The 26,777-nt window shown below is 36.8% G+C and carries 20 protein-coding genes; 19 read left to right on the forward strand and 1 reads right to left on the reverse strand.

All coding sequences use genetic code 11. The features are described 5' to 3' along the window. Window positions 1-1,165: 1,165 nt before the first annotated feature. The 19 genes from ACPUYX_RS13350 (at window position 1,166) to ACPUYX_RS13440 (ending at window position 25,298) form a co-directional block, all read left to right on the forward strand. On the forward strand, window positions 1,166-1,783 hold the full coding sequence (locus ACPUYX_RS13350; protein WP_426380134.1) for a chromate transporter: 618 nt from the start codon (window positions 1,166-1,168) through the stop codon (window positions 1,781-1,783). Next, entirely contained in the window at window positions 1,780-2,319 is a 540-nt protein-coding gene (locus tag ACPUYX_RS13355) for a chromate transporter (RefSeq protein ID WP_426380135.1), read from the forward strand. The genes ACPUYX_RS13350 and ACPUYX_RS13355 overlap by 4 nt, the downstream gene beginning before the upstream one ends. Before the next feature lie 275 nt (window positions 2,320-2,594). Continuing rightward, window positions 2,595-3,233 carry a universal stress protein gene (locus ACPUYX_RS13360; RefSeq protein ID WP_426380136.1) on the forward strand — a complete coding sequence of 213 codons (639 nt, stop codon included), beginning with the start codon at window positions 2,595-2,597 and terminating at the stop codon, window positions 3,231-3,233. Between the two features lie 678 nt (window positions 3,234-3,911). Beyond that, entirely contained in the window at window positions 3,912-4,580 is a 669-nt protein-coding gene (locus ACPUYX_RS13365; protein ID WP_426380137.1) for a universal stress protein, read from the forward strand. Window positions 4,581-4,673: 93 nt separating this feature from the next. Next, a complete protein-coding gene (locus ACPUYX_RS13370; RefSeq protein WP_426380138.1) occupies window positions 4,674-5,300 on the forward strand; it encodes a hypothetical protein in 627 nt (208 codons plus the stop codon). A 758-nt stretch (window positions 5,301-6,058) separates the two neighbouring features. Then, window positions 6,059-6,688: a hypothetical protein gene (locus ACPUYX_RS13375; RefSeq protein WP_426380139.1), complete on the forward strand. Its 630-nt coding sequence runs from the start codon at window positions 6,059-6,061 to the stop codon at window positions 6,686-6,688. Window positions 6,689-7,264: 576 nt separating this feature from the next. Continuing rightward, window positions 7,265-8,191: a sulfite exporter TauE/SafE family protein gene (locus ACPUYX_RS13380; protein WP_426380140.1), complete on the forward strand. Its 927-nt coding sequence runs from the start codon at window positions 7,265-7,267 to the stop codon at window positions 8,189-8,191. Between the two features lie 5 nt (window positions 8,192-8,196). Continuing rightward, window positions 8,197-8,670 carry a DUF1634 domain-containing protein gene (locus ACPUYX_RS13385; protein ID WP_426380141.1) on the forward strand — a complete coding sequence of 158 codons (474 nt, stop codon included), beginning with the start codon at window positions 8,197-8,199 and terminating at the stop codon, window positions 8,668-8,670. A gap of 200 nt (window positions 8,671-8,870) precedes the next feature. Then, the gene (locus ACPUYX_RS13390; RefSeq protein WP_426380142.1) at window positions 8,871-9,431 is read left to right on the forward strand and encodes a universal stress protein; all 561 of its coding nucleotides are present in this window, start codon (window positions 8,871-8,873) and stop codon (window positions 9,429-9,431) included. Between the two features lie 1,109 nt (window positions 9,432-10,540). After that, window positions 10,541-12,370, forward strand: a complete 1,830-nt coding sequence (locus ACPUYX_RS13395) for a SulP family inorganic anion transporter (RefSeq protein WP_426380143.1) — start codon at window positions 10,541-10,543, stop codon at window positions 12,368-12,370. A 67-nt stretch (window positions 12,371-12,437) separates the two neighbouring features. After that, window positions 12,438-13,058, forward strand: a complete 621-nt coding sequence (locus ACPUYX_RS13400; RefSeq protein ID WP_426380144.1) for a hypothetical protein — start codon at window positions 12,438-12,440, stop codon at window positions 13,056-13,058. Window positions 13,059-13,477: 419 nt separating this feature from the next. Next, entirely contained in the window at window positions 13,478-15,085 is a 1,608-nt protein-coding gene (locus ACPUYX_RS13405; protein ID WP_426380145.1) for a sigma 54-interacting transcriptional regulator, read from the forward strand. Between the two features lie 406 nt (window positions 15,086-15,491). Beyond that, window positions 15,492-16,775, forward strand: a complete 1,284-nt coding sequence (locus tag ACPUYX_RS13410; RefSeq protein WP_426380146.1) for a CaiB/BaiF CoA transferase family protein — start codon at window positions 15,492-15,494, stop codon at window positions 16,773-16,775. A 37-nt stretch (window positions 16,776-16,812) separates the two neighbouring features. Next, on the forward strand, window positions 16,813-18,156 hold the full coding sequence (locus ACPUYX_RS13415; RefSeq protein WP_426380331.1) for an MFS transporter: 1,344 nt from the start codon (window positions 16,813-16,815) through the stop codon (window positions 18,154-18,156). A 110-nt stretch (window positions 18,157-18,266) separates the two neighbouring features. Beyond that, window positions 18,267-20,021 carry an acyl-CoA dehydrogenase family protein gene (locus ACPUYX_RS13420; protein ID WP_426380147.1) on the forward strand — a complete coding sequence of 585 codons (1,755 nt, stop codon included), beginning with the start codon at window positions 18,267-18,269 and terminating at the stop codon, window positions 20,019-20,021. A gap of 527 nt (window positions 20,022-20,548) precedes the next feature. Further along, window positions 20,549-21,406 (forward strand): 3-hydroxyacyl-CoA dehydrogenase family protein, encoded by an 858-nt coding sequence (locus tag ACPUYX_RS13425; protein ID WP_426380148.1) that lies wholly within the window; start codon window positions 20,549-20,551, stop codon window positions 21,404-21,406. Between the two features lie 25 nt (window positions 21,407-21,431). After that, window positions 21,432-22,214 carry an enoyl-CoA hydratase/isomerase family protein gene (locus ACPUYX_RS13430; protein ID WP_426380149.1) on the forward strand — a complete coding sequence of 261 codons (783 nt, stop codon included), beginning with the start codon at window positions 21,432-21,434 and terminating at the stop codon, window positions 22,212-22,214. Between the two features lie 90 nt (window positions 22,215-22,304). Further along, window positions 22,305-23,498: a thiolase family protein gene (locus tag ACPUYX_RS13435; protein ID WP_426380150.1), complete on the forward strand. Its 1,194-nt coding sequence runs from the start codon at window positions 22,305-22,307 to the stop codon at window positions 23,496-23,498. A 360-nt stretch (window positions 23,499-23,858) separates the two neighbouring features. Further along, window positions 23,859-25,298 (forward strand): sigma-54 interaction domain-containing protein, encoded by a 1,440-nt coding sequence (locus ACPUYX_RS13440; protein ID WP_426380151.1) that lies wholly within the window; start codon window positions 23,859-23,861, stop codon window positions 25,296-25,298. A 47-nt stretch (window positions 25,299-25,345) separates the two neighbouring features. Here ACPUYX_RS13440 and ACPUYX_RS13445 read toward each other — a convergent pair whose 3' ends face one another. After that, window positions 25,346-26,605: an aminopeptidase gene (locus tag ACPUYX_RS13445; RefSeq protein WP_426380152.1), complete on the reverse strand. Its 1,260-nt coding sequence runs from the start codon at window positions 26,603-26,605 to the stop codon at window positions 25,346-25,348. Between the last annotated feature and the right edge of the window lie 172 nt (window positions 26,606-26,777).

Below are 26,777 nucleotides of genomic sequence, written 5' to 3' on the forward strand. Positions count from 1 at the left end.
TAACCTTCCGTGATGAAACACGTTGGCCTGGATACTATATCAGAACAGACAAACCGGTAATTGACGAAGAAAACTGGCATTGTTTCGTTAACATGAAATGGGATCCACAAACCAAAGAATGGTCAGTCTTCAAACGTCCTGTTATCGACATGTTCGACGTTAAATTTTAAGTGATTCAATACCTTTAAGCCTTAAATTGCTACTATATTAATAGGTTAACTCCCAGAGGGACGAGTATGACTTTTCGAGATTTCGAAAGGTTTATACTCGTCTTCTTTTTTTAATATACATTTTTATAAAAAGGTTTTTGCGTTTTTCTTATTCTAAACTACTCAATATATTGTCAGAAGTATAACTTTCGGCTGTCCTCAATCCTATGAATTCGCAGATTAGCCCGTGGATTAAAAGAAAAACATCTGACAATAATAAATGTTAATTATAAAACTTAAATTAAATTACATATTTCGTGAAATCAATCCTTTGTAAATTGCTATTAAAGCCTAGATGTGAGGAGGTTAATTAAATGATAGAGTTTTATCTTCTAATATAGAATGAAGTAAATTGGATGCAAAAGAAAAGACCTTTGTAAAAACATAAAGTTGCTAATTAAATCAGCAGAATATGATACAAATAATTAACAGAATATTCTCATAAAAAAATCTCATCATAACATATCCTGATTACGACCATATTGACTCGGAATACTCACAGTGTTAATCTTATCTCATAAATTCAATATCAGTGCAGCGAGCTTATTATAACAAAGATTAAGGGTAATAAATGTATGATACCTGACAAACGTTAAAAATCTATCAAGATTTTTAGCTAAGGCGGTAAGTTCGTAATCAAGATTCGAAATGTTATTTTTCTTTACTAACAGACATAAATAATCTATTTCTCTTTCACTAATCCTTAGCTAGCAGGATTAACTTTTATAGATCTCCAAGTGAAAATAATCTCTATTACAAACTTCGAGGAAACAAAACAAGTGAAACGTTATTAAATCTTATAGTGTAATGCCCTCCTAAATATCTTCAACTTCAACTACGAAATTAACTCCCAACTATAGATAAAAGGCTTAAGAGGTGGGAAGGAGGGAGAGTAAAATCTGTTAACTTAATAATCTTAATGTTGCGTAACTTGCTTTTGCATAGGAGGAGTCAAAGTGGAAAAGGAAATGGAAAAAAGAAAAATCACATTTAAATTTTTATACGAAATATTTATGGTGTTTTTTAAAATTTCCCCCATTACTTTTGGCGGCGGATTTGCCATGATTCCTATCATGGAAGAAGAAATTGTCCATAAAAAACAATGGATAGATCGTGAAAACCTCGTTGATATCTTCGCAGTTTCACAGTCCTTACCAGGGGCGATTGCTGTTAACTCTGCTACATTTGTTGGTTACCAGATCGGCGGCATTCCTGGTGCTTTGTCTGCATTAATTGGAATTGTTATTCCTACATTTGTGATTATTATAATTTTAGGTGCTTTACTTAGTTCATTTCAACAAAACGTTTACGTTCAGGCTGCTCTGCAGGGAATTAGACCTATTGTAGTTGCTTTAATTGCCTCTGCGGCTTTTAAGATGGGACACGTTTCAGTAGTGGATAAAATAAGTGCTGCAATTTGCGCCATATGTATCATATCACTCTTACTATTCAAGAGTCTCAACTTAATCCTGGTAATCTTCTTAGGAGCTTTTATAGGCATTGTGATTGTAAAAGTTAAGGATCAACAAGATAAAAGACTATCTCATAAGAAAGCTAGTGGTGAAACATTATGAGTTTGTATTTAGAAATGATCGTTACTTTTTTCAAGCTTGGGTTAGTCAGTTTTGGTGGCGGCTATGCCATGATCCCTCTTATCCAGACTGAAATGCAAAATCATCACTGGTTAGATATTAGTCAATTTACTAACTTAATTGCAGTATCTGCAATGGCTCCCGGTCCAATTGCCAGTAATACAGCAACAGTAGTGGGTTATAAATTAGCAGGTTTAATAGGGGCCGCAGTTGCGTGTATTGGAGTAACTTTACCATCATTATTACTTATCCTTGTTGTCGGAAAACTGTTTTTTACATTCCAGAATCATCCCTATGTAAAAGCTGCTTTTTATGGACTGAGGCCGACAATCGTTGGAGTAATCGCTTATGCTGCTATTAAATTTGCCGTAAGTAATGGTATTATCGGAGGTAGTCAATTTATTGACATTAAGAGCAGCATCTTATTAGTGGCAGCTTTTATCTTATTAATTAAGACGAAAATACATCCGGCATATCTTATCTTAGCATCAGGAATAATCGGCATTTTCATATTTTAAGACATTCCCGATCAAATTTTAATATGCATCATTTGATTACCTCGAAGAAATATTCTTTGAGGTATTTTTTTAGAGATAAATCTTACTAAATAATAACTTTATTTAGAATTTGTCTCTACTTGTTTATGAGCATAATAATATGCTATAATTTTTTATATCGTAGAAATTATAAATAAGGAATTAATTAGCATAAAACCATTTGAGTATTTCAACTAGTACATCAGTCTAATGTATTATATTATCACAATATCCATCATGGAGAAAGAGGTGTTTGTATGAACGATTCTAAGTTTAAAGTTTTACTTTATTCTGATGGCTCACATCAAGCTTTTTCAGCGGCGGTATATACAGCAACGCTTTTAAAAAAGATTCCTAATATGCAATTAACTATCCTTCAAGTACAAGAAAGCGATGATGAATCACAAGAAATGAGTTACAGCTGGTTAGAGCTGCGACCGAAATATAAGCGTTATCATTGGGGACGTTTAGCTGAAAATGAATATAAATGGTTTGATTCATGGCCAGAGAACCCAAGTCCGGAATGGATGAGTGGTGTACTTAATGAATCTGAGTCAAGCATTGAGAGCCAAAAACAATATGCAAGCATATTAAAAAAGACTAATGAGATCTATCAGAAACGGTCAGCAAATGTTAATGAACAAATCCTTTACAAAAAAACAAGTCCGAATGAATCTGTTAGCATTTCTGAGACAGTAAAAATGATTACCGATTATGCTAATAGTAATCCTTTTGAATTAATAATTATGGGTACTCGAGGTCTTTCAACAATTAAAGGTTTAATTTATGGTAGTTTAGCCCATACAGTACTTGATAAATCTAAGCTTCCTGTTTTATTAATAAAAAAACTTCCCCAGGATTTTATTGATAACTATCTGGCTTCTGAAGAATTTTAACAACATCTAAAGAAAACTGAAAATAAATATTAATTATTTATTTAAATATTTTATTCTCAAAATATCAACATAATGTATTATAAAGATATTCAGTTAAGCTTAAAAGGCTTTGGAAGAAGAAATTCACTCCAAAGCCTTTTTGTATAAGTATTATTATTCTTATAGTCTTAGAATTAATAACCAAAGTTCTGATTCAGTGATGAGGAAAGATTGTAGTTATTAATTATATTGATTATGAACATATTGATTTGATATAGACACCATGTAAATACAATGCTAATCTGTACTTGTTAGTAAAGTCACAAGGAAAAAGGAGGGGTGAATGCAAAAAATACAAATCTAAGTATCGGATTAAGGTAAAATCTGAGAAAAAATTGATATCTTTTTTAACCTATTATAAAATCTTCTTACTGTTTTTGTTTTGCTAAAAATAAGTACTTTCAAAAGGATATGCTTTTATTAATGTGGTATCATGATACGGTGTGAATCAATTTGATAGAAAAAAAACAGCCTTAGAAAGGCTGCTAAGAAATTTGACATGTTAATTATACCATAAAATCGAAACAATGCTGAATAATTATTTTCGAAATAAAAACGGAAGTTTTATAGAATTTATCTATATGGCCAATAAGTGCGAAATATTACTAGCTCAAGTTATTCAGGGAAGGGGCTATTTATATGGAGAGTTCAAATTTTAATGTCTTGCTCTATTCTGATGGATCAGCACAATCAATCTCTGCCGCTGTATGTGCCGCATCACTTATAAATAATATTCCGAATATGAAATTGACAATTCTTCAAATACATGAAAGTCATGAACGTTTTATGGGGAGTGAGTTTAGTTGGAGGGAATTAAGACGAAAGTATAAGAGGATTTACTGGGAGTCTGAATCGGAGCTTAGCTGGTCACAGACTTATCTTAAAATTCCTGAAGATGATTGGTTTAAGCAGTTGATTAATTCTGAGGAAGATCATAGAGATCAATATGCTCGTTTAGTATCGAAAACAAATCGTATATTTGTGGAAAATTCGTCCCAAATAAACCATCAACTATTATTTTCCAATATTGATAAGTCAGATACCTCTGATACTGCAGATTTAATTTTAAACTATTCTAAAAGAAACTCATATAACCTGATTATTATGGGAACACATGGTTTCTCAATATTTAAAGGGTTAATTTTCGGGGGCTTAGCTCATAAGGTACAAAATAAGTCATCAATCCCAGTATTATTAATTAGGAAGCTGCCTCAAGAATTTATTAGTAATTTCTTATCGGACACAAGAGAAGAGAACTCCCAAATTGCACATATGATCAGTGGCCGTACCGGTAATATATTTTTTTAACTTATGAAGCAGGAACTGGATAACTTGCCCTAAATGAGAATTTCTCTTTGGGGCTTTTATATGCATGACTGAATACTGAAAGAAGGGGTTAATTTGTCATCGTTAAATGAAACTAATACAACAACTTCAAATCCGGCTGAATTAGTTGAACGGGAGACCGGAGATAAATCATATCCTATTTGGCTATTAGTAAATCCTAAACATCCCGCTGTACGCCATAATATATGGGCACCAGTTCTTGCTGAGATACAAGATAAGGTTTATAGAGACTTGCGTACGAGAATTGACACAACGAAACTATATACGAGAAAAGTTGTTGGCGACAGCCGAATAATTCCCAATACTTTAAATTGGTGGGGGACGGAATTAGCTAAAGAAATTGAGATTTTCAGGGGAATGGTTGTGGATTATCAACCTAAGATCCTAATAACATTTGGCTCATTTCCTTTTGAATTTGTACGAAGAGTCTATGAAATATATCCGGAAAAGGGACCTAAATTTTGGGGTACCTCAAATTTAGGTGATGAATTTGGTAAAGCTCTGGAAAACTTTGATATCACGAAAACTAATCGCATACCTTTATTGCGCAGAGTCGTAAAAAGTGGGAGATTTATCGAAGATCATAATTATTATGGAGAAAACTATTTTCAGTATGTAGGGAAAAAAATAGCTGAAAAGATAATAGAGAATAAAGATAGCCTAGATATATGGATTAAATAGGATTTAATTAGAATTAAATAAGATGTTAAGTAACAGCAACTACCCTGAAGACTTCAAACTTCAGGGTTTGTTTTTAACAGATAAGTTATCAGTGACAGTGACAGGAAGTAAAACAATCATAATCGATAGAAATAGCCCATATTAAGATTAATTTCAAAGAAAAAATATCCTAGATAATTAAGAAATATTATAATAATTTTTGAATAAAATTTTAAAAATATTTCAGAAGAACTACACAATTTAACAAACTCGGAAGTTTTAAGACAATTTCAAGGTTTAAATATTTCTAATCACCTTTGATTTTCAAGCGTTTTCTCTTTATTTTACTTCTTTATAACTACGATAGGTCAAAGGCTGTTATCCTTATTAACACAAAATTATAGCTAAAGTTGATGCAATGGTATGGCAAGATTAACTAAAATGGAATAAAAAGACACTTATATGTGCTCTATCAATAGAATAATCTTATTACGATAATATTGCCTAGTTATAGACAATACCTTAACACAATGATAATCTTTAATTGTGAGTATAAGTACATACTTAAGGCGAGGAGGGAGACAATACTGCCATCATCTTTCAAATAGAGGAGAGATACAGTTAAGAAAGCATATCTATGGGTTGCTAAGAAATTTGATTAAATATTTGATAAAGCATTATTTATAAATTAAAGACATTTGCTTAAAAGCAGATTCCTGACCCAAGTTGAAGAACTGATCACATTTAGATGTTTAAATCTTGAGAGGAGGGATTTTCATATGTCTAACTTAACTCTTAACAGATACATTCCTGCGATAGAAAAAATAAAACAGGAGACAGGGGATAGAGGGTACCCTATATGGCTGCTTGTCAATCCCAAACATCCTGCTGTTCGACACAATATATGGACTCCCGTTCTTGCTGAGGTACAGGATAAGGTATTTCGAGTGTTGCACTCAAGGATAGATACTTCGAATATTTATATTCGAAACGCAGTTAGAGTAAGCGAGCTGGTTCCAAATACTCTAAATTGGTGGGGCGTTGAAGTAGCTGAAGAAATTGAGATCTTTAAGGAAATTGCCGCCGAATCAAAGCCCAAAATTATTATTTCCTTCGGTGCATTCCCTTTTGAATTTTTGAGAAGAGTTTATCAGATTAAACCTGAAAAAGGACCCAAGTTTTGGAGTACTGCTAATCTTGGCCAAGAATTTGGAAAAGCAATTAATAATTTTGATATTACGAAAACAAATAGAATTCCGTTGCTTCGGCGAGTGATTGAAACCGCGAAATTCACGGTAGATCCAAATTATTCTGGCCCTAAAGACGGAGAGACATACTTTCATTATGTTGGAACAAAAATAGCGGATAAAATTATTGAGCATAAGGATAACCTCGATATTTGGATTTAGCATTTTATTAATCATAGAATCATTAACTGTTAAAAGAACTTTTAACTATTAACTATTCATTAAACCTCAATATGTTCATTTTGGCTGATAATAAATTTAGTATGGACTTAGTCTAATCGTTAGTGCAATTTAGAACTAAATTAATCAATTTATCCGATTGTAAGACTACTACTTCTAAAAGAGGGAGTGGTTCGAGTTAACTATTATCAGGTAAAGTTAAAGGATCACTTTAGACATTCGCTCTTTACTGAATTGAGTAAAGTTTCTTTCAATAAAATTATTCTCTTGTGAAAATGAGTTGGAACTGACAGAAGTTCTAGCCAAAATTGATAGAGGTCTGTAGTGAGTACGTTCCTACGGACCTTTGTTTTTTTTAGGGACTCTTTATAGGGCTCGAACCATAGATAAAATCGATTATGAACATATTGTTATCCTATAGACACGAGGCGAAGACAAATGTTACTCTATTTGTGAGAAGACTCACATATTAAAAAAGTAGGGGGTGCGAGATTTAAAAAATATATAAGTTTAAGACTTAATGCCTAGAAAATTTAACGTATATAGGAGGCCCAGAATATGATCGGACAATTTTTCGCCCACACCAGTTCAATATTTGCATCAACTAGTCTTGCTGTGGCGAATGCGGCTAGTACACCAGGTGTGCCTTGGTGGGTGTGGCCGCTTGCCTTGATGGTAACAACCTTCTTTATAGGTATTGTTTCGGCCTTAGCAGGGATTGGGGGAAGCACACTATTTGTACCAATCATTAGCAGCTTTTTTCCTTTTAACTTTGATTTCATTCGCGGCACGGGTTTATTTGTTGCACTTGCGTGTTCATTGTCTGCCGGGCCAAAGCTCCTCAAAGCAAATATGGCCAGTTTGCGATTAGTGATTCCCCTGGCATTGCTTGCTTCTTCTTCAAGTATCGCAGGAGCTTATTTAGGACTTGCTCTTCCACAGAATATATTGAAAATATTATTAGGCGTTTTAATTACAGGTATTGCCTTAGTATTCGTGTTTTCGAAAAATAGTGAAATCCCCAAGATCGGCCGTCCGGATTCCTTAGCTCGCTATCTGAATATCGGGGGCGCATATTATGAGTCTTCCAGCGGCCAAGATATAAACTGGACGGTTTGGAGACTGCCTCAAGGTTTGTTGCTCTTCTGCCTTATTGGGATTATCGCTGGAATGTTTGGAATTGGCGCAGGTTGGGCTAACGTTCCTGTATTGAATCTCCTGCTAGGTGCTCCTCTCAAAATAGCAGTTGGTACGAGTATGTCACTACTGGCAATCACTGATACCTCAGCGGCCTGGATTTATTTAAATCAAGGTGCAGTACTTGCAATAATTACTATTCCTTCAGTTCTTGGCATTATGGTTGGATCACGTGTAGGTGTTCGGCTTCTCAGTATTACAAAACCTAAATCAATCCGCTATATTGTAATCCTTATGTTATTATTTGCAGGGTTAAAATCTTTATTAGATGGATTAGGATGGGGGTAAAAATTATGAATAGTCAAGCTTCTGTTTCCAATGGCCGTGCTCAAAGTGTAGTCAGTCCTTCGGATGCTGCTCTAAGTTCAATGGTTAGTCCTGAACAGAATCGATATGCAAATATTTTATTAGTATGTTCCTGGGCCGGCATAGGTATTATGGCTGTTACGTTTATTCTGTATATGGCGGGTTTATTTAATCCAATGGTTGCGCCTTCGCAAATGCCTCAGTATTGGGGGCTTTCAGTTCATGAATATGCAAAACTTACTCATGCTCCTTCGGGTTGGAGTTGGTTAACAATGGTCAGCCATGCTGATTATATGAATTTAGTTGGATTAGCATTTTTAGGACTAGTTTCTGTTATTGGTTATATTACCTTGTTTGTCAATTATTCTATAAAAAAAGATATCCCCTATGCAATTATGGTAGGGTTGGAAATTATTATTATACTCTCGGCAGCTTCAGGCGTTTTTCATGTGGCTGGATAAGTTAGTTAATTATAAACTGCCTAACCGGCTCGAAAGCAATTTCAGAGTTGATTATTGATTGTAATCATATCTGGGCTTTAACTATAGATGAGCTCAAAATGGGAGTCAAAATACTCCGAAAAAAATTTTAAAACACTAGAGACTGAGAACTCGTAATTATGATAAAATAGTCCTATATTTTATTAGGAGAGATTGAAATTATGAATGATTCTCAGTTTAAAGTACTTCTTTACTCTGATGGCTCGCATCAGGCATTTTCTGCAGCGGTTTACACAGCTACACTATTGCAAAATATGCCAGATATGCAATTAACGGTATTAAGAGTCATTGAGGAAAATGAATCTCCTTTATTTAAAGCGTATGATTGGAGAGATACTTGGCCGGCTACTCCTACTTCTGAATGGATGAAGCATGTTCTTTCTGAATCGGGTAACGAGACTAAGAAGGAATATTATAAGATTCTTCGTAAAACAAATCAAATCTTCTTCAACCAGGGATATAATGTTGCCCATAAAGAAATATACACTAAGGGCTCAAGCGATGCTCCTAATGATACATCTCACATTGAAGATATAATCCTTGATTATGCAAATACTAATTCTTTTGATCAAATTATTATTGGAACGCGTGGTTTATCAAGTTTTAAGGGGTTAATCTTCGGCAGTTTAGCTCATAATTTACTTAATAAGTCAACGATACCAGTTATGCTGATTAAAAAGCTTCCGCAAGAATTTATAGATAATTATCTGGAAAATTGCTAGGAATTATTATTACACATTCAATCCAATTGTAAGAAGCCCTGATGAAAAAGCTAGACTAAAACAGGTTTTGATTTTGTCGAGGTGACCGAATAAGTGGTTACCTCTTTTTTGCTGCGTTAATTAAACGTGGCACAAGAACCAGCGTTATTAAGGATCTGGATGAAATTTTGTCCTTAAAAGAAGGCTTCTACTTCTTTTTAGGGATTTTTTTTTTAGGATCATTCTTTCAGCATCGGTAATAATTATTGGTTAGTTACTGCTTTCAACTGGATACCTAAACCATCGCTAATCATTTTAGAGAATGGTAATGTCGAATTGTAGACAATATAAGATATATATGGCGGTATTTTGTAGATTATATTGCAAGTAATGAATCTGAGCAAGGAAAAAAATCCATAAAGTAATCAAAAGGATAACTGAAGTATTGTGGAAGTAAATCGATAATTACATTATTTATCGTTTTCACCATTGCGTTAATTGATGGTGAGCATATTGATTTCCCATAGACAGAATAAAAACATAATGTTAACCTTTTATTAAATTAGTGAAATATTTAATTTGGAGGTGAGAGCAATGTTAACAGGTATATTAGCGATCATGGTTATGGTAGCATCCTTCGGGGTTATCTTAGCTGATCAATTGGAACAAAGAAGCGGAGGAAGAGAGCATGCGTAAATGGACAGTTTTAGAAACAGGAACAAAAATTCCGACGATTGGGTTAGAGTTAAAAAAATAAAAAAAGCAGCCTCGAAGGCCGCTAAAAAATGTGACTAAATAAATTATACCAGAATTCCTTATGGTTATCTACCCTGACTAAGATAGCTGCTGCAAAATCTCATGCTTAAAAGAAAAGAGGACTTAGTTGCAGCCTAAGATGAGGCTGCAACTAAGTCTCAATCAAAGTCATCTGTGTTGAGGAATTCTAGGCCGCCGTTTTTAAGGCGATTTGAACGTCTATAGGTATATGTTAACACCAATAGGCTTGGTTTTTTGTTGCTAAATTTTGAGACTGGAGTTATGCCTTAAACGTTCGGAATAACAACCCTAATGCATTATTAACAACACAGATAACCTAGAGGGTTGTTATTCAGAGGAAAGGTGGAATTAATTTGAACCTAACAGGATTTCGATATATTCCCGTGATATCTACAATTAAAAATTACAAAAAGGAATATTTCACCAAAGACTTAATTGCTGCTTTGACTGTTGCTGTAGTAGCGATTCCTCAGTCGATGGCGTATGCTCTGATCGCAGGAGTGAATCCAATTTACGGTCTATACACGGCTATCGTGTCTTCTATTTTCGGTTCAGCTTTTGGAAGTTCAAAACATTTGGTTACTGGTCCTACAAATGCCATTTGCTTGCTCGTTGCAGGAAGTATGCGAAACTATATGGGACTTGATAATGCTTATCAAATGCTCTTTCTTATGACGTTCTTAGTAGGAACTTTACAAATGTTGTATGGAATAATTAAACTAGGAAAAGTCATTAATTTTGTATCACATAGCGTTATTGTGGGTTTTACCGCGGGCGCAGGTGTTTTAATCGCCCTTGGACAATTGAATACGATACTGAGCATATCAATTAAAAATTCAGCTCAATTACCAACAATGGAGAAACTTTACTATGTATTAACTCATATTAATCAAACCAATCTCTATGCATTAGGACTGGGATTATTGACAATCGTGATTATTTTGACTTGTAAAAGAATCAATAAAAACTTGCCTGGTGCACTTATAGGGATTGTTATCCCGATCTTAATCATTATCCTGTTTGGATTGGATCAAAAGGGTGTTAAACTTACAGGATTTATACCTTCGTCCTTGCCTCCTTTCAAAATGGTTCAATTCAGTTTTGATTCAGCGAGTAAAGTTTTTAGTGGAGCAGTTGCGATTTCTGTGATCGGCTTGGTCGAGGCGATTTCAATTTCTAAATCTATTTCAAGTACCTCTAGACAAAGAATTGATGCCAATCAAGAATTCATTGGACAGGGACTTGCGAATATAATATCCTCATTCTTCCAGTGTTTTCCTGCCTCAGGTTCCTTCACCCGTTCCGCTATTAACTACCATAATGGAGCAGTTAGCAGATTGTCAGGAATTCTGTCAGGTGTGGTGATAGCCCTTGTCCTCTTGTTCTTTGCACCCTATGCCTGTTATATTCCGAATCCTTGCTTGGCAGGAGTTATCCTGGTAACGGCATATAGTTTAATTGACCAAGAAGAAATTAAAAATATTATCAAATTAGGGAAATTTAATTCAGATTCTTTAGCTATGGCGGTAACTTGTTTAGCAACAATCTTGCTGCCGGATTTAGATTATGCGATTTATACGGGGATAGTGTTATCCATAATACTCTATCTCAAGGACACAAATAAATCACCAATCAAATTGTTCATTCCTTCACAGGGAAGGGATTTGAAAATTAACCGGCAGGAATTAATGGTCGTAGATGAGAAAACCGATTTGCTTATCATCCAAATAGAAGGTCATTTGTACTTTGGCTCTGCCTACGATTTAGAACAAAAACTTGATAGTTTGGTTGATAAAGCTAATCTTTATGTTTTGGAAATGAAAAATGTTATTTCCCTTGACGTAACATCGCTAAATGCCCTGAAGGTTTTTATTAAATCTGTAAAGAGGTTTGGCGGAAAAGCCATGATCTGCGGAGTAAGGCCGGAGATTAATTTACTACTTTTAAAAGCGAATCTAGATACTGAATTAGGAATGGATTACGAGTTTACCTTGTCTGAAGACGACCTGTTAAAATCGATTGCTCTTGATATTGAGAAGACAAGGGTTGCATTTTCTTGTGAAAATACTAACACAGAAACTGATAATTTTGCCTATCATCTCTTACAATCTGTTTCGAATTTTAATGGCGGGAACAGCTCCAATAAAAAGCCAGCTTATTTTGAAAATACCAGCACTAATTAAAGATGATTGTAAACCTAAAACGATGAGTGATCGACGATCGGTAAATTGATTGAGAGGCGGGGTAAAAATGTCAAATCTCATACGCCATAACTATATATCTCAAACTGAAAAGGCTAAGAGAGATACAGGAGATAAAAATTATCCAATTTGGTTATTGGTAAATCCCAAATATCCAGCAGTTCGCCATCAAATATGGACACCGGTTCTTGCCGAAATACAGGATAAAGTTTATCGGGAAATACAAACGAGAATTGATACAACAAACCTATATATTAGGAACGCAGTAACAGATAGTGGTATCGTTCCCAATACTTTAAACTGGTGGGGCGTTGAAGTCGGCGAAGAAATTGAGATGTTCAGGGATATTGTCTTAGACTATAAACCGAAAATTATTATTACCTTTGGTGCCTTTCCCTATGAATTTCTGCGACGGGTCTTTAAAATTAAGCCGGAGAAGGGACCAGTCTATTGGGGAAATGCTATTTTAGGCGAAGAATTTGGTAAAGGAATTAAGAACTTTGATATAAATAAAACCAACCGCATACCTCTGCTCCACAGAGTTAATGCGGGCGTGAAGTTTGTTGAGAATCAAAATTACTTCGGCGAGAGCTATTTTCAATATGTTGGAGTAAAAATCGCAGAGAAAATTATCGAATATAAAGATAATCTTGATATCTGGATAAAATAAAAGAGTAATTGTTAATCGCTACGGGGGCTGTCCCTTGCCAAATCATTAAATAAAGGCGTTCTCATTATACTGAGAACGCCTTTGACTATTTGCACCAACTTTGGATTTCTGGAGTTAAGTCTCACAATTGAAACAATGTCGCTTAAATAGCACCAAATTGTATTACCAGTGCAACTATTTTGATAAAAACTCGAGCAACATTCGTGAGTTAGAGGTATATCAGGAAGGGATTATCCGTAATTGCCTAATAATTGGGTAAATTAAGACAATTCAAAATATTTGTCATTAGCTGTTTGTCTTGGTATAAATTTTGCTTGTATTATATGTAAAATGTAAAGGAGGATAGTGTTATGGAATATAGTTAGTTTTGAATTATTTATCCTTTAGAATTTTATTTGGATTAGCGCTGGGGGGATATCATGCTTACAGAGATTGTTGTAACTTCACCGGATAAAGAAGCGACGAAAATTATTGAACAAGTTCAAAGTGAACTAAATATGTTTGTTTCAATTATAGAGACTTCTTTCGAATCTGCTGTAAGTTTAATCAAAGATATTATAACAAATGATCCTGATCGCATCAAAGTAATATTAAGCGGAGGGGCAACATTGGAATTATTACGACAAGAATTACCTTTCATTCAAATGATTAGTATTCATCCCACGGAGTATGAGGTAATTCTGGCTCTTGATAAGGCAAAAGCAACGGGAGAGAAAATAGGTTTATTTATTGCCGGAACTGAGGACCCCACCGTCGTAAGACAACTTAGTTATGTTCTTGGCCTTAACGTTAAAATTTACGTCTACAAAAGCTGGGCGGAACTGGAAAATCATATGGAAGAAGCACGTAACGATGGGATTCAAGTAATATTGGGCGTTGGAGAGAGAATCAAAAACTTAGTGAAACGATATGGGTTAGTTTACGTCTCCGTATCTGCCGGAGAAAAAACCATTAAAAACGCTTTAACTCAAGCTAGAAATTTTCTGGAAGCTAGATTATACAGTAAAGTTCAAGAACCTAAGCATAAAAGCGAGTTATTGGCAAAAGGATTCAGAGCAAAATATACGTTCAACGATATTATCTATGTGAACCGTAAAATGGCTGCTATTATTGAGAAAACGAAGAAATATTCAAATACAGACTGTACAATACTTATCCGGGGAGAGAGTGGTACTGGTAAAGAATTGTTGGCTCAGAGTATTCATAATGAACATTATGTGAGGCGTAAAGAACCATTTGTTGCAGTTAATTGTGCATCATTCGATGATAATTTATTTAAAAGTGAACTTTTTGGTTATGCGGAAGGTTCTTTTACTGGTGCAATAAAAGGGGGCAAACCTGGTTTGTTTGAACTGGCGAATGGCGGAACTCTATTCTTAGATGAGATTGGGAAAATGAAATTTGAACAGCAAAGTAACTTATTGAGAGTACTTCAGGAAAAAGAAGTTCGGCGCATAGGCAGCGACCGTGTAGTTACAGTGGATGTTCGGATCATTGCTGCATCTAATGAAGATTTAACAGAATTAGTTAGGAGAGGAACATTTCGGGAGGATTTGTATTTTCGTTTAAGTGTCTTAAAAGTTGTTTTACCGCCTCTGCGTGAGAGAAGGGAGGATATTCCGGATCAAGTAATTTTGTTTGCGAGGAAATTTTCTAAAAAGTACTCCAAAACAGTCAATTCTTTGCCACCATACGTCCTCAAAAGACTATCCAATTTAGATTGGCCCGGGAACAGCAGACAGCTTCAAAATTTAGTAGAAAGATGTGTGGTATTAGCAAATAATGAAAAGGATGCATCAACTATTATGCTTGAACTTATTGACGAAGAATTTGTTGAAAATAATTTTTCCGCTGACTCGAAGGATGGAAATAAGGATAAAATAAGTGTTTGTATTAGTACCTTAGCGGAAATGAATACAGAAATTGTTCGCAGAATGAGAGCTACAGCAAAATTAAGCAATAGTGAATTAGCACTGAAACTTGGAATTAGCCGCCCAACTCTTTCGAAGATGTTAAATTATAATTAAGCGCAGGCGCTTATTATAAACTAATTGTCTCTTAACTAAGTACCTATTAACCCTAGCCTAATAATCTTACTACATTAGGTCAGCCGCGATTAGCATGATTTTAGATGCTAATTTTTTTTTGTAATTTTAAAAGCATAAACCTTTTATATTGGATACGGAAAAATTTTTACATTCTTGAAAAATATTTTGCCAATAGGTAATGGACTTTAAATTATTCCAGTCTTTGAAAATATCTTCAAATCCGCTTCTTCAGGGAGGAGAGATATTTGTTTTAGGGATGGCACGAGAATTGCAAATCCAAATAATCAGAATATTTCAAAATAGGTGTCTCCTGGCATATCAAACGTGTTTTATGATCCTTATTCTCACTCATGTTGAAATTAATTAGTGGAAAGGGGAAAAGACCATGGAACGATGGAAAGAAATTGAGCGAATTCCTGCGCCGGCTCTTGTGCCAACCTATGGACCATTAACAGGTATGAGAGTGTTAATGACAGGAAGTATTGTGGCAGCACCTTTTTGTGCATCATTGCTTGGGGAATACGGGGCTGAGGTTATTCATATCGAGAGGCCAAAGGTAGGTGATCCTTATCGGGAACAGGCTCCTGTTATTAAGCGGGGTGATAAGCGGGTCAGTGCTGGGTGGATCCAGGAAGCCAGAAATAAACTAAGTTTGACACTTGAAATTAACCTTAAAATACCAGAAAGCCGGGAGATTTTTCTCTCTTTAATTAAGAACTGTGATGTCTGGGTAGAAAATATGGTCTGGACAGAGAAACTGGGAATAACAGAAAAGATGCTTTTGGAAGTTAACCCAAAGTTAGTCATTGCTCATATAAGCGGCTTTGGCAGACCCCAGTTCGGGGGTGTTCTTTCGGAGTGTGATCGACCTTCCTATGATCCGATTGGTCAAGCGGAAGGGGGCTATATGTTTGTTAATGGTTTTCCAGAACCATCGCCGCCATCACATGCGGCAACGTTTATTAATGATTATTTAACAGCTATGTTTGCAGCTAATGGAATTCTCATGGCTTATATTCACGCTCAAAAAACGGGTCAGGGGCAAGCGGTTGACGTTGCTCAGATCGAAGCGATGAGCAAAGTCCTCAATGATACCTTTGTGCAATATTTTCTTTTAAGTCGAATTAGAGAACGAAAAGGAAATAAGGTAGCTATTTTTCAACCGGGCAACCTCTTTAAAACTAAAGATAATAAGTATTTATACATTGGAGCCTATGGTCCGGCAGTTTATGGGCGATTTGTTAAGGCTCTGGGACTCGACTTGAATAAATATTCCCATGAAGCAGCAGGAGGATCCGTTGAGGCAATTAATTCAGAGTTAGGCCTGGAGTTAAACCAGATTGCAACAGAATGGGTTGCAGTAAGAGATGCTGAAAAGGCTAAGGAATATTTGCTTAGTTTGAAAGTGCCCTGTGGAATCGTGAGAACCTCAGCCGAACTTGCTGCTAGCGAACATTATCAGAAGAGAGGCAATTTCATTCAGTACTTCGATGAGACCTTGGAAGAAAATGTGAAAGCCTTTGGCTTTTGTCCAAAAATGAGCGAAACTCCCGCCCAGGTTTGGCGTGGGGCACCGAAGATAGGACAAGATACGGATAAGATTCTTCACACCCTTCTCGGTTATAGTGAGAGCGAAATCACTGTTTTTAAAGAAAAAGGCATTATCTAGATGCCATTCCTTCAAGTAATATCGAGGAGGTAAGATGATGGAAAAAATGTCCATATCCCAAATCGTTGATGGTATAGGTTTGTCAAAATATACATTTAAAATTTACTTTTTAATAGGTTTTGCCCTCCTTTTTTGTGGATTTGATTATATGGTCGTTTCTTATACAATGCCTCAAATGACGAAAGAATGGAGCTTATCAAAGGTGCAAACCGGAAGCCTTGCTTCGTGGAGTCTTATAGGCTTGATGATTGGAGGAATTATTGCTGGAGTTATTTCCGATCGGATAGGCAGAAAAAAAACACTTGCATTCTTTTGCCTGCTATTCTCCCTCTTAACGTTTCCTATTTATTTTGTCCATAGTTTTGAGGCCTTTGCTCTACTCAGAATTTTAAGTGGCATTGGTTTTGGAGCGGTCATACCTGTTGCCGTGACCATGTTGTCTGAGAGTTCACCGACTAAAAATAGAGGATATTTTACTTCATCGATTATGTCGTTCTATGTTTTGGGCTGGGTCGTGGCTGGAATAGCAGCCATATATATTGTTCCGGCCTATGGATGGCGTGTTTGTTATTTGGTCGGAGGTATGCCAATTATTTACGCCTTTATATTGCTCTTTGTACTTCCTGAATCGTCACATTGGCTCCTAGGAAAAGGGAGAGAAATTGATGCCATACAAGAAATAATACACATGGAAATTACAGCTAAAGGCCAGGCGGGGAAATATGCTCCGGGTAGTTTAGTGATCCCACCTCCTCCGTCCAAAGTCGGTGTAAGTGCTATTTTTTCAGTGGATTATCGCAAGACAACGATAGCTCTCTGGATTATATATTTTATGGGCTCTGTCGTTATTTATGGAATTAATGGTTGGCTGCCAACACTTCTCGTTGGTAAAGGGTATGGCTTGGTGAAAGGTTATTCCTTCGCTGTTTTACAAAATGTTTTTGGGATGATTGGCGGTATTTGTACAGGGTATGCGGCTGATAAGATTGGTCGAAGAATCAACGTGATTTTTGGCTGGGTTTTTACAGCTGCCGCAATTCTCTTGCTCGGTATTGCTTTAAATCAATGGCAAGTTGTAATTTGCGGAATGCTGGTAGGCTTGGCAATGAATTGGGGACTCAGTGGTACTCAACCACTCCTTGCGGAAGGATATCCAACTGAATTTAGAACAACCGGTGTATCATGGGCCCAAGCTTTTGGCCGAGTCGGCGGCTTTTTCGGTCCCATCGCTGCAGGCTATGTGCAGCAATTAGGAGTTGGTTTCAGGGGAATCTTTATATTTTTTGCTGTTCCTGCAGTTATTGCCGCTTTCATTGCTCTATTTTTTATTGCAGAGACAAGAGGAAAAAGTATCGAAAATATAGCGGGCATAAAGGCTTAATCACTAAAGATAAGAGATACACTTGATCAATCTCTAAGGTTTGCTTCAATACCAAAACTGAGTACAAGTTAATGGATTAATAATTGAAAGGAATAGGGAGAGTGAGTTTAATGAATAAATTACCTAAAGGAGGAAGTTTTCTTTTCGAGCATACCAATCCCCAAGATATCTTTACCCCGGAAGATTTTACATTAGAACACAAAATGATTTACAGAACGGCGGCCGGCTTCGTTACTGACAGTGTTTTAGCCCGAATGGATGAATTGGAAGCTAAAAAAGAGGGACTCAATAGAGAACTGCTCAAGGCAGCCGGAGAGTTAGGATTAAATGGTGCCGATATTTCTGAAGACTATGGTGGTATCGAGATGGACAAAATAAGTACTACCATTATCGCCGAGTGTATGGGCCGATCTGGTTCTTTCGCTATGACCCAAGGCGGTCAGACGGGGATCGGAAGTATGCCTATTGTGATGTTTGGTAATCACGAACAAAAGAAAAAGTATTTACCGGGTATCGCTACCGGCGATATCATAGGAGCTTATGCTTTGACAGAACCCGGAGCAGGATCGGATGCAATGTCGGCTAAAACGAGGGCAGATTTAAGTTCCGACGGCAAGTATTACATTCTTAATGGCACGAAGCAGTTTATAACAAATTCTGCGATGGCTGATATATTTATTGTTTACGCCAAAATTGATGGAGATAAGTTTTCAGCATTTATTGTAGACGCAGATTCCCCTGGCTTATCCACGGGACCTGAAGAAAAGAAAATGGGCATAAAAGGATCTTCGACTAGATCTGTAATCTTTGAAGATGTTCATGTTACGGCAGAAAATTTACTATTTGAAATTGGCCGGGGTCATGTGGTGGCATTTAATATTTTGAACTTAGGCCGCTACAAACTTGCAGCAAATTCTGTGGGCAATGCCAAGTATGCCCTTGAATTAGCGGCCTCATATGCCATTGAACGTAAGCAATTCGGAACACAAATCGCCAATTTTGGCCTTATAAAGGAGAAATTGGCTGAGATGGCCGTTAGAATTTACGTGACAGAAAGCATGGTTTATCGAACAGGCGGTCTTCTGGAAAACATGATGAATAGTTTAGACACTTCAGGTGAAAACGGAGGACAGATTGCTGCGAAGGGTATTGAAGAATATGCTTTAGAATGTTCTATGAATAAGGTTTTTGCTACGGAAGCTTTGGCCTTTGTTGTTGATGAAGGAGTACAAATTCACGGAGGATATGGATTTAGTTCCGAATATCCCATTGAAAGACTTTACCGAGACGCACGGATTTATCGGATTTTTGAAGGAACTAATGAAATAAATAGAGTTTTAATACCTACAACTCTATTTCGTCGTGCCATGAAGGGAGATTTACCTCTTCAAGAAGAGGTTGATAAGCTCAGGAAAAAAATTGAAGCGGGAAGTATAGTCAGAGAAGGGGAAGAGGGAAAAGTACAGGCAGCAAAGGATATCTTTTTGTTGACCTTTGGCAATGTACTTGAGAAGTATGGAAAAGATCTTCAGAAACAGCAAGAACTATTAGGAAGATTGGCAGATATTGCAATCCGGATTTTCGCTCTGGAAAGTGCATGGCTTCGGGCACAAAAATCGTTGCTTAATGAAGGTGAAGAGCAGGCAAAGCTGAAGTTCAAGATGGCTATTGCTTATATTAACACCAGTATAGGATGTATCGAACAAGCTGCCCGAGAAATTTTAACAGCCCTGGTTCAGGGAAAGGATTTAGAGAACCAGTTGGCAAATTTGCAGCGGTTAACAAATTATAGGATACAAAATACGATCTCCTTGAGACAAGAAATTGCCGGCGCTATTTCAGAGAACGGCAAGTATACCGTTTGAATTTGATTACATCTTTGAGTATAAATTCTCAATGGGATTTTGCTAAAACATTACCTCGTATTTGATTTGCTAATTTGTAAAGTTCCAATAGCCTCCCAGGATAAAGAGAATCCTTCGGAAGGCTTATTTTTTTATTGTTTTTCTTAATTCAGTGAAAATTTTTTTACAAGGATAGGAAAGATTTTTTACAAGGGACTTATTTCACAAGGCTTTATCCAATCGTAAGACTCTCACTTCTACAAGTGGGAAGACCCGATGTACAGCTTTAGCTGAACGACTTCACTGTCTCTGTTTTGCAGCAAAACAGGGAGAATGCTCCCAGGGTATTTTGGCATGGGAATTGCATTATATACATTTCAGCGTAACGAAAATGTGTTCTTACAAGATGAAAGAAGATTTTTAGGCTAAGGCGAATGAGAACGTACAAATGACTTAATTTCGAAAGGAGGTGCCGAACCGAGTTTAAAACAAACACCTGTAAATATAAAAGAGTTATTAAAGCTTTATCAGAATAAGGAGGTAGCGTGATGTCAATAAAAAAAATTGGGGTTTTAGGTGCCGGATCAATGGGGGGAGGAATCGCTCATTTAGCAGCTGTTAGAGGTTTTGAAATTGTTCTCTGTGATGTTGAACAGAGATTTGTCGAAGGTGCTGTTAAGCGAATATCCGGTTTTCTTGATAAAAGCATAGCCAAACAGAAAATGACCGTGCAACAAAAAGAGGAAGTACTGCAGCGCATAACTTTGACGACCAATATGGAGGATCTTACCACCGTTGATCTTGTCATTGAAGCTATATTTGAGGATTTAGAAGTTAAAAAGAGCGCTTTTGCACAACTCGATAAAATTTGCCCACCGCAAACTATCTTTGCCTCCAATACATCCTCAATGTCAATAACAACCTTGGCTTCGGCAACTTCCCGTCCAGAGAAAGTCGTTGGCATGCACTTTTTCAATCCTCCATTGATCATGCGTTTGGTCGAAGTTATCCGAGGTTATTATACCAGTGATGAGACGGTAAAATTAGCTTCCGATGCGGCTTTGGCTATGGGTAAAACTCCGGTAGTTGTAAAGAAGGATACCCCGGGATTTATTGTCAATCGGATCATGATGCCACAGTTCCTTGAGGCCATTCGCATCGTTGAAGAAGGAATTGCTTCTCCAGCAGATGTTGATACAGCCGTAAAATTAGGCTTGAACTATCCAATGGGTCCTTTCGAACTTATGGATTTTACCGGTGTTGAAATTTCCGTACATGTTGGAGATTACTTATTTAACGAATCTAAAGATATGAAGTGGAATCCTCCTCAGACTATAAAATCTTTGGTTCGCGCCGGACGACTGGGTAAGAAAACCGGCGGCGGCTGGTTTGACTATGATAAATAACCTACTAAATCAGGAGGAAGTATTTATGGCTGAGAATAATGTCGTTGAACTTACAATCACAGATGATGTGGGCGTAATTACCATCAACAATCCCCCAGTTAACGCTCTTACGTTGGCGGTCAGGTCACAACTAAAGAAGATTTTGAAAGATGTTGAAGAAAATCAGGATTTACGGGCTATAGTAATCACAGGTTCAGGGCCAAAGTGTTTTGTTGCCGGGGCGGATATTAAAGATTTTCCCCAACAAATGGAAAACGGTCCAAGAGAAAATGCAACGATCTATAAAGAAATGTTTGCCTTTCTTGAAGAAACACCAAGGCCAGTTATTGCGGCCTTAAATGGTCTGGCATTAGGCGGGGGATGTGAATTAGCTTTAGCCTGTGATCTGAGAATTGCCGACGAAAAAGCAAAAATTGGTTTGCCGGAAGTGAATCTGGGTCTTATTCCCGGGCTCGGCGGGACTCAAAGATTAGCAAGGTTAGTTGGGCAAGCCAAAGCAAAGGAATTGTTGTTTACCGGTAAAGTTCTTTCAGCAGAAGAAGCATTGCAGATTGGTTTAATCAATCAAATCGTACCTCAGGGCAAGGCTTTAGAAGAGGCTTTGAAGCTTGCCAAACAATTAGCCAAAGGAGCAGGTGTGGCAATATCTTATGCCAAGCATCTGGTTAATAAGGGAATCGAGCTTTCTCTGCCGGATGCAATGGAAATGGAAATGCAATATGTGGAAAAAGTCTTCCATACCAAAGATCTCCATGAGGGCATAAAAGCTTTTATTAACAAACAGCCGGCAGTCTTTAAGAATTGTTGAGATGTTAACCTAAAGTCAAGATTTGGTCGAAAGAATGATTCTATAAGATAATTATGGCTAATTATATGATTTATACAAGGAGGTCATTGAATGTATACTAAAGCCTTTATCCCCTATGGCGGCTACTACAGTACTCCCTTCGCCCGTTGGCAAGGTAGTCTTCAGAATGAAAATTCCATTGAGTTAGCTGCCCTAACAGCTAAGAAATGGTTTGAAACCCGAAAAATTGATCCGAAAATTTTCGAATATCTTGTTTTTGGTAAAACAATCGGACAATTGCACTCATTCTATGCTGCTCCATGGGCAGCAGCACTCATGGGCGCACCGGATATTCCTGGTGTTCACATTCCCCAGGCTTGTTCAACATCTACGACGTCCATTAATCATGCCGCTGCATCGATTGAGACTGGCCTATATGATACTGCCTTTTGTTTACTCACGGATCGTTGTTCCAATGGACCTTTCACAATCTGGCCCAATCCCCAGGGGCCTGGTGGTGAGGTTATATCAGAAAGTTGGATGATGGATAATTTTGCGCAAGATCCTTGGGGCGGTGTGGCCATGATCCAAACTGCAGAAAACGTTGTTAAAAAAGCCGGCGGAATTAGCAAAGAAGACATTGATAGAGTTACGATGCGACGATATGAACAGTACCAGGATGCATTAGCTAATAATCGCGAGTTCCAAAAACGATACATGGTTCCCGTTGAATTCAAGATCACGAAAAAGAAAACCGGAGTTCTGGAAGCCGATGAAGGTGTAACTTCCACAACACTAGAGGGATTAACGAAATTGAAACCTGTCATTCCCGGAGGAGTTTTATCTTATGGAGCTCAGACCTACCCTGCAGATGGAAACTGCGGAGTTATAGTAACAAGCCAGGAAAACGCTCTAAATCTGAGTACTGACAAAGCTATTCAAATTCAGGTAATGTCATATGGTTTTGCTCGTGCTGAAAAAGCTCATATGGCTATGGCTCCTGTTCCGGCTGCCAAAATGGCCTTGGATAAGACCGGAATATCCATTAAGGATGTTAAAGCCATCAAAACTCACAGTCCTTTTACAGCAAATGATCTTTATATGGCTAATGAAATGGGAATAGATGTTATGAAAATCAATAATTATGGATGTTCACTGATTTACGGGCATCCTCAAGGACCTACCGCCGGTCGAGCGATCATGGAAATGGTTGAAGAATTGACTATTATCGGAGGCGGGTATGGTCTATTTGCAGGATGCGCGGCAGGCGATACCGGTGCAGCCCTTGTCATTAAAGTCTTTTAATGCTGATGAATACCACGGAACCGTTTATCTATTTCAAGTATGTTGAGGCATAGGATTTAAAGTAGAACCAATGTAAGAATTAATTTATGATTGGTTCTATTTTATTTTAATTTCTATAATGATCTTATTCAGATAGGGATAGAAGTTTTTTCACATATAAGAATAGAAGGTTATTAGAGCAAGATGGCGAACTAATGTTAACAGTAAATAATATAAAATTCAGAATATTTAATACACATTTAATAGATTAGTACTATAATTTTTGCACTTTATGTACTTGTAGTTAAGAATAGTATCTCTTTTTCTTTTTTCGACCAAATTCTCTTTCATCTTAGATATCAATTAAGAGAAGGTGATAATATGGTCTCTGAAAATCAAAAAACAAATCAACAGGAATCTATTACAGACTTTAAAACGTCTGTTGGCCAGCATTTTTTGCAACAGATACTCGATAACTCTTATGACTCAATATTTGTTACCGATAGATTTGGCAATGTACTTTTAGTGAATAAAGGGACCGGAAAATTTATGGGATTAACTACGGATCAATTAATTGGAAAGAATGTTAGAAATTTTGTTAAAAGAGGAGTCTACGATTGGTCTCCAACCATGCAGGCTATTAAAACTCGTTCGATTGTGTCGGGAATTGTTAGAAACCATCAAGGTGATCAACAAATGGTGACGAGCAAACCATTGATGAATGAATCCGATGAAATTGTCATGGTTATAACAAATGCTCGAGACATTGATGTCGTTAATCAATATATAGAAGCCTTAGAAAGAGAAAGAACTACAGCTCATCTCTATAAAACTGCTGCTAAATACCTTAGTGATTCCGATATGGAGAATAAAGAAATTGTAGCTGAAAGTAAGCAGATGCTGCAGATTTTGAAGAGCAGCAATTTTATCGCTAAAACAGATAGTACTGTAATGCTTATTGGTGAGACGGGGACAGGCAAGGAGGTTATGGCAAGACACATCCATAGGAATAGTCTCCGCTCAAAAGAAACATTTATTCCCGTGAACTGTGCAGCTATTCCCCATGAATTGCTGGAATCGGAGTTTTTTGGCTATGTTCGTGGGGCATTTTCAGGAGCAAACCCTCAGGGAAAGCCGGGATTGTTCGAAATAGCTAATAGCGGAACGTTGTTTTTAGATGAAATTGCTGAATTACCTCTCTCGATGCAATCAAAAATGCTGAGAGTTTTAGAATCAGGAGAGGCCAAAAGATTAGGTGATACAAGGACATATCAAGCTAATGTTCGATTTATTGCTGCTACTAATCGAGATTTGAAAACTATGATTAATCAAAGGCTATTTAGAAGTGATCTATATTATCGCTTAAATGTAATACCTATAAATTTACCGCCTCTTAAAGAAAGGCCTGAGGATATTTTGGCTTTAGCCAATAAATTTTTGGCAGATTTAAATAGAAAATATACTTTGCATAAAATACTGTCCAAAAATGCGACACAGGCACTATATAGTTATAATTGGCCAGGAAATGTACGAGAATTACGAAATGTTATTGAGCGGTTGTTCATAACATCGGCCGGTGATATCTTGAATTTCGAGAAAGATTTTTTCATCAACAGCTTAACACGATCTGAATCATTCATGGATAATGATATGTCGGCCAAGAAGCGAATATATCAAGGAACCTTAAAAGATGTTATCAAGGCAGTAGAAGAAGAATATATAAACCAAGTTTTAGCAGAATGCGGCGGACGTGTTGGTGAAGCTGCCCAGAAGTTAGGAATTCATCGTTCTATTTTGTATCGAAAAAAGAATAACAAATAAGTGAACTATTATGGGCAGCCCAACAATCCGCTCTTATGTGATGAGGGTTAGAAGGCGAAATTTCCTTTTTGAAAGACTGGGATTTCTCTTCCATCCCATGTTTCTCCGATTATCTCTAAATCATTCGTACCAATCATGAAGTCAACGTGTATTAAGGAATCATTGACTCCTAACCCTTGTAATTCTTTTGCATCCATTGCTGCACTATTCTTAATACATACAGGATAGGCTTTACCTATAGCTAAATGACAAGATGCGTTTTCATCAAAAAGTGTATTGTAAAACAGGATATTTGAATTTGAGATAGGAGAATCAAAAGGAACTAAAGCAACTTCACCTAAATAATGAGAACCCTCGTCTGTTGCAATGAGATTTTTCAGCGTGTCGTACCCCTTCTTCGCAGAGAAGGCAACGATTCTCCCATCCTTAAACGTAAAGGAAAAATGTTCGATTAAATTTCCATTGTAATTTAAGGGCTTTGAACTAATGACGGTGCCATTAACTCCATTTCGATCAGGCAATGTAAACACTTCTTCTGTAGGCATGTTGGCAATAAATTCAATGCCTTCAGGTGTGAAGTCTGAACCGCCAAGCCATTGGTGTTTTTGGGAGAGCGAAATGGTTAAATCTGTGCCCAGAGAATTCTTGTAGTGGAGTGATTTAAACGCATAGTTATTGAGAAAATCCAGACTCTTTTTGAGGTTGATTTTATGGCTATCCCATGCCATAATCGGATTTTCTGTATCAACTCGTACTGTCATGAAAATAGTTTCCCATAGTTTGTTTAGTGCTTCTTCAGGTTGTAGATCTGGAAAAACTTTTTTAGCCCAGGCTGCGGTGGGAATAGAAACGATACTCCAAACATTTTGATTACTCATAAGATGCTCGCGGTATTCTTTTAAAGCCATACTGCTTGCTTTTTGGGCTTTCATCATGCGTTCAGGGCTGACACCTTGCATAAGTTCGGGGTCAGAAGCAGAAATAGTTAAGAAAGCAGCTCCCTGATGAACATAAGAGAGATAAAAATCTTTCTGCCATTCAGGGAATTCATCGAATATTTCATCAGGGGCGTTGAGAAAACGAATTTTTGAAAAGAGTTCGTCTCTCCATTGAATTATGACATCTCTTGCCCCTTCTTGGAAAGCTGTCTGGGCAATTAAGCGGGCAAATGATGCACATTCAATAGGAGACATAACAACGAGTGTCTGATTCGGCTGGAGATTTAAGCCGGTTTTTACGATAAGTAACGCGTATTTTTCTAAATTGTTAGCCATGATACCATTCCTTTCTAGCCAGATTACTTTCATTAATCCTATCTTCATCAACATTTAATATATGCTAAAATCAAGGGACACATAATCGAAAGATCTTTTGAGATTGAGGCATTCACACACTAGCTCACAAACACTTGTTAAATTATAACATATATTTTTTGAAGATTTCTTTATAGATCATATAAACATCTTCAAGATGGAAACT

The organism is Desulfosporosinus sp. SYSU MS00001 (genome assembly GCF_049943955.1).
GTDB lineage: Bacteria > Bacillota > Desulfitobacteriia > Desulfitobacteriales > Desulfitobacteriaceae > Desulfosporosinus.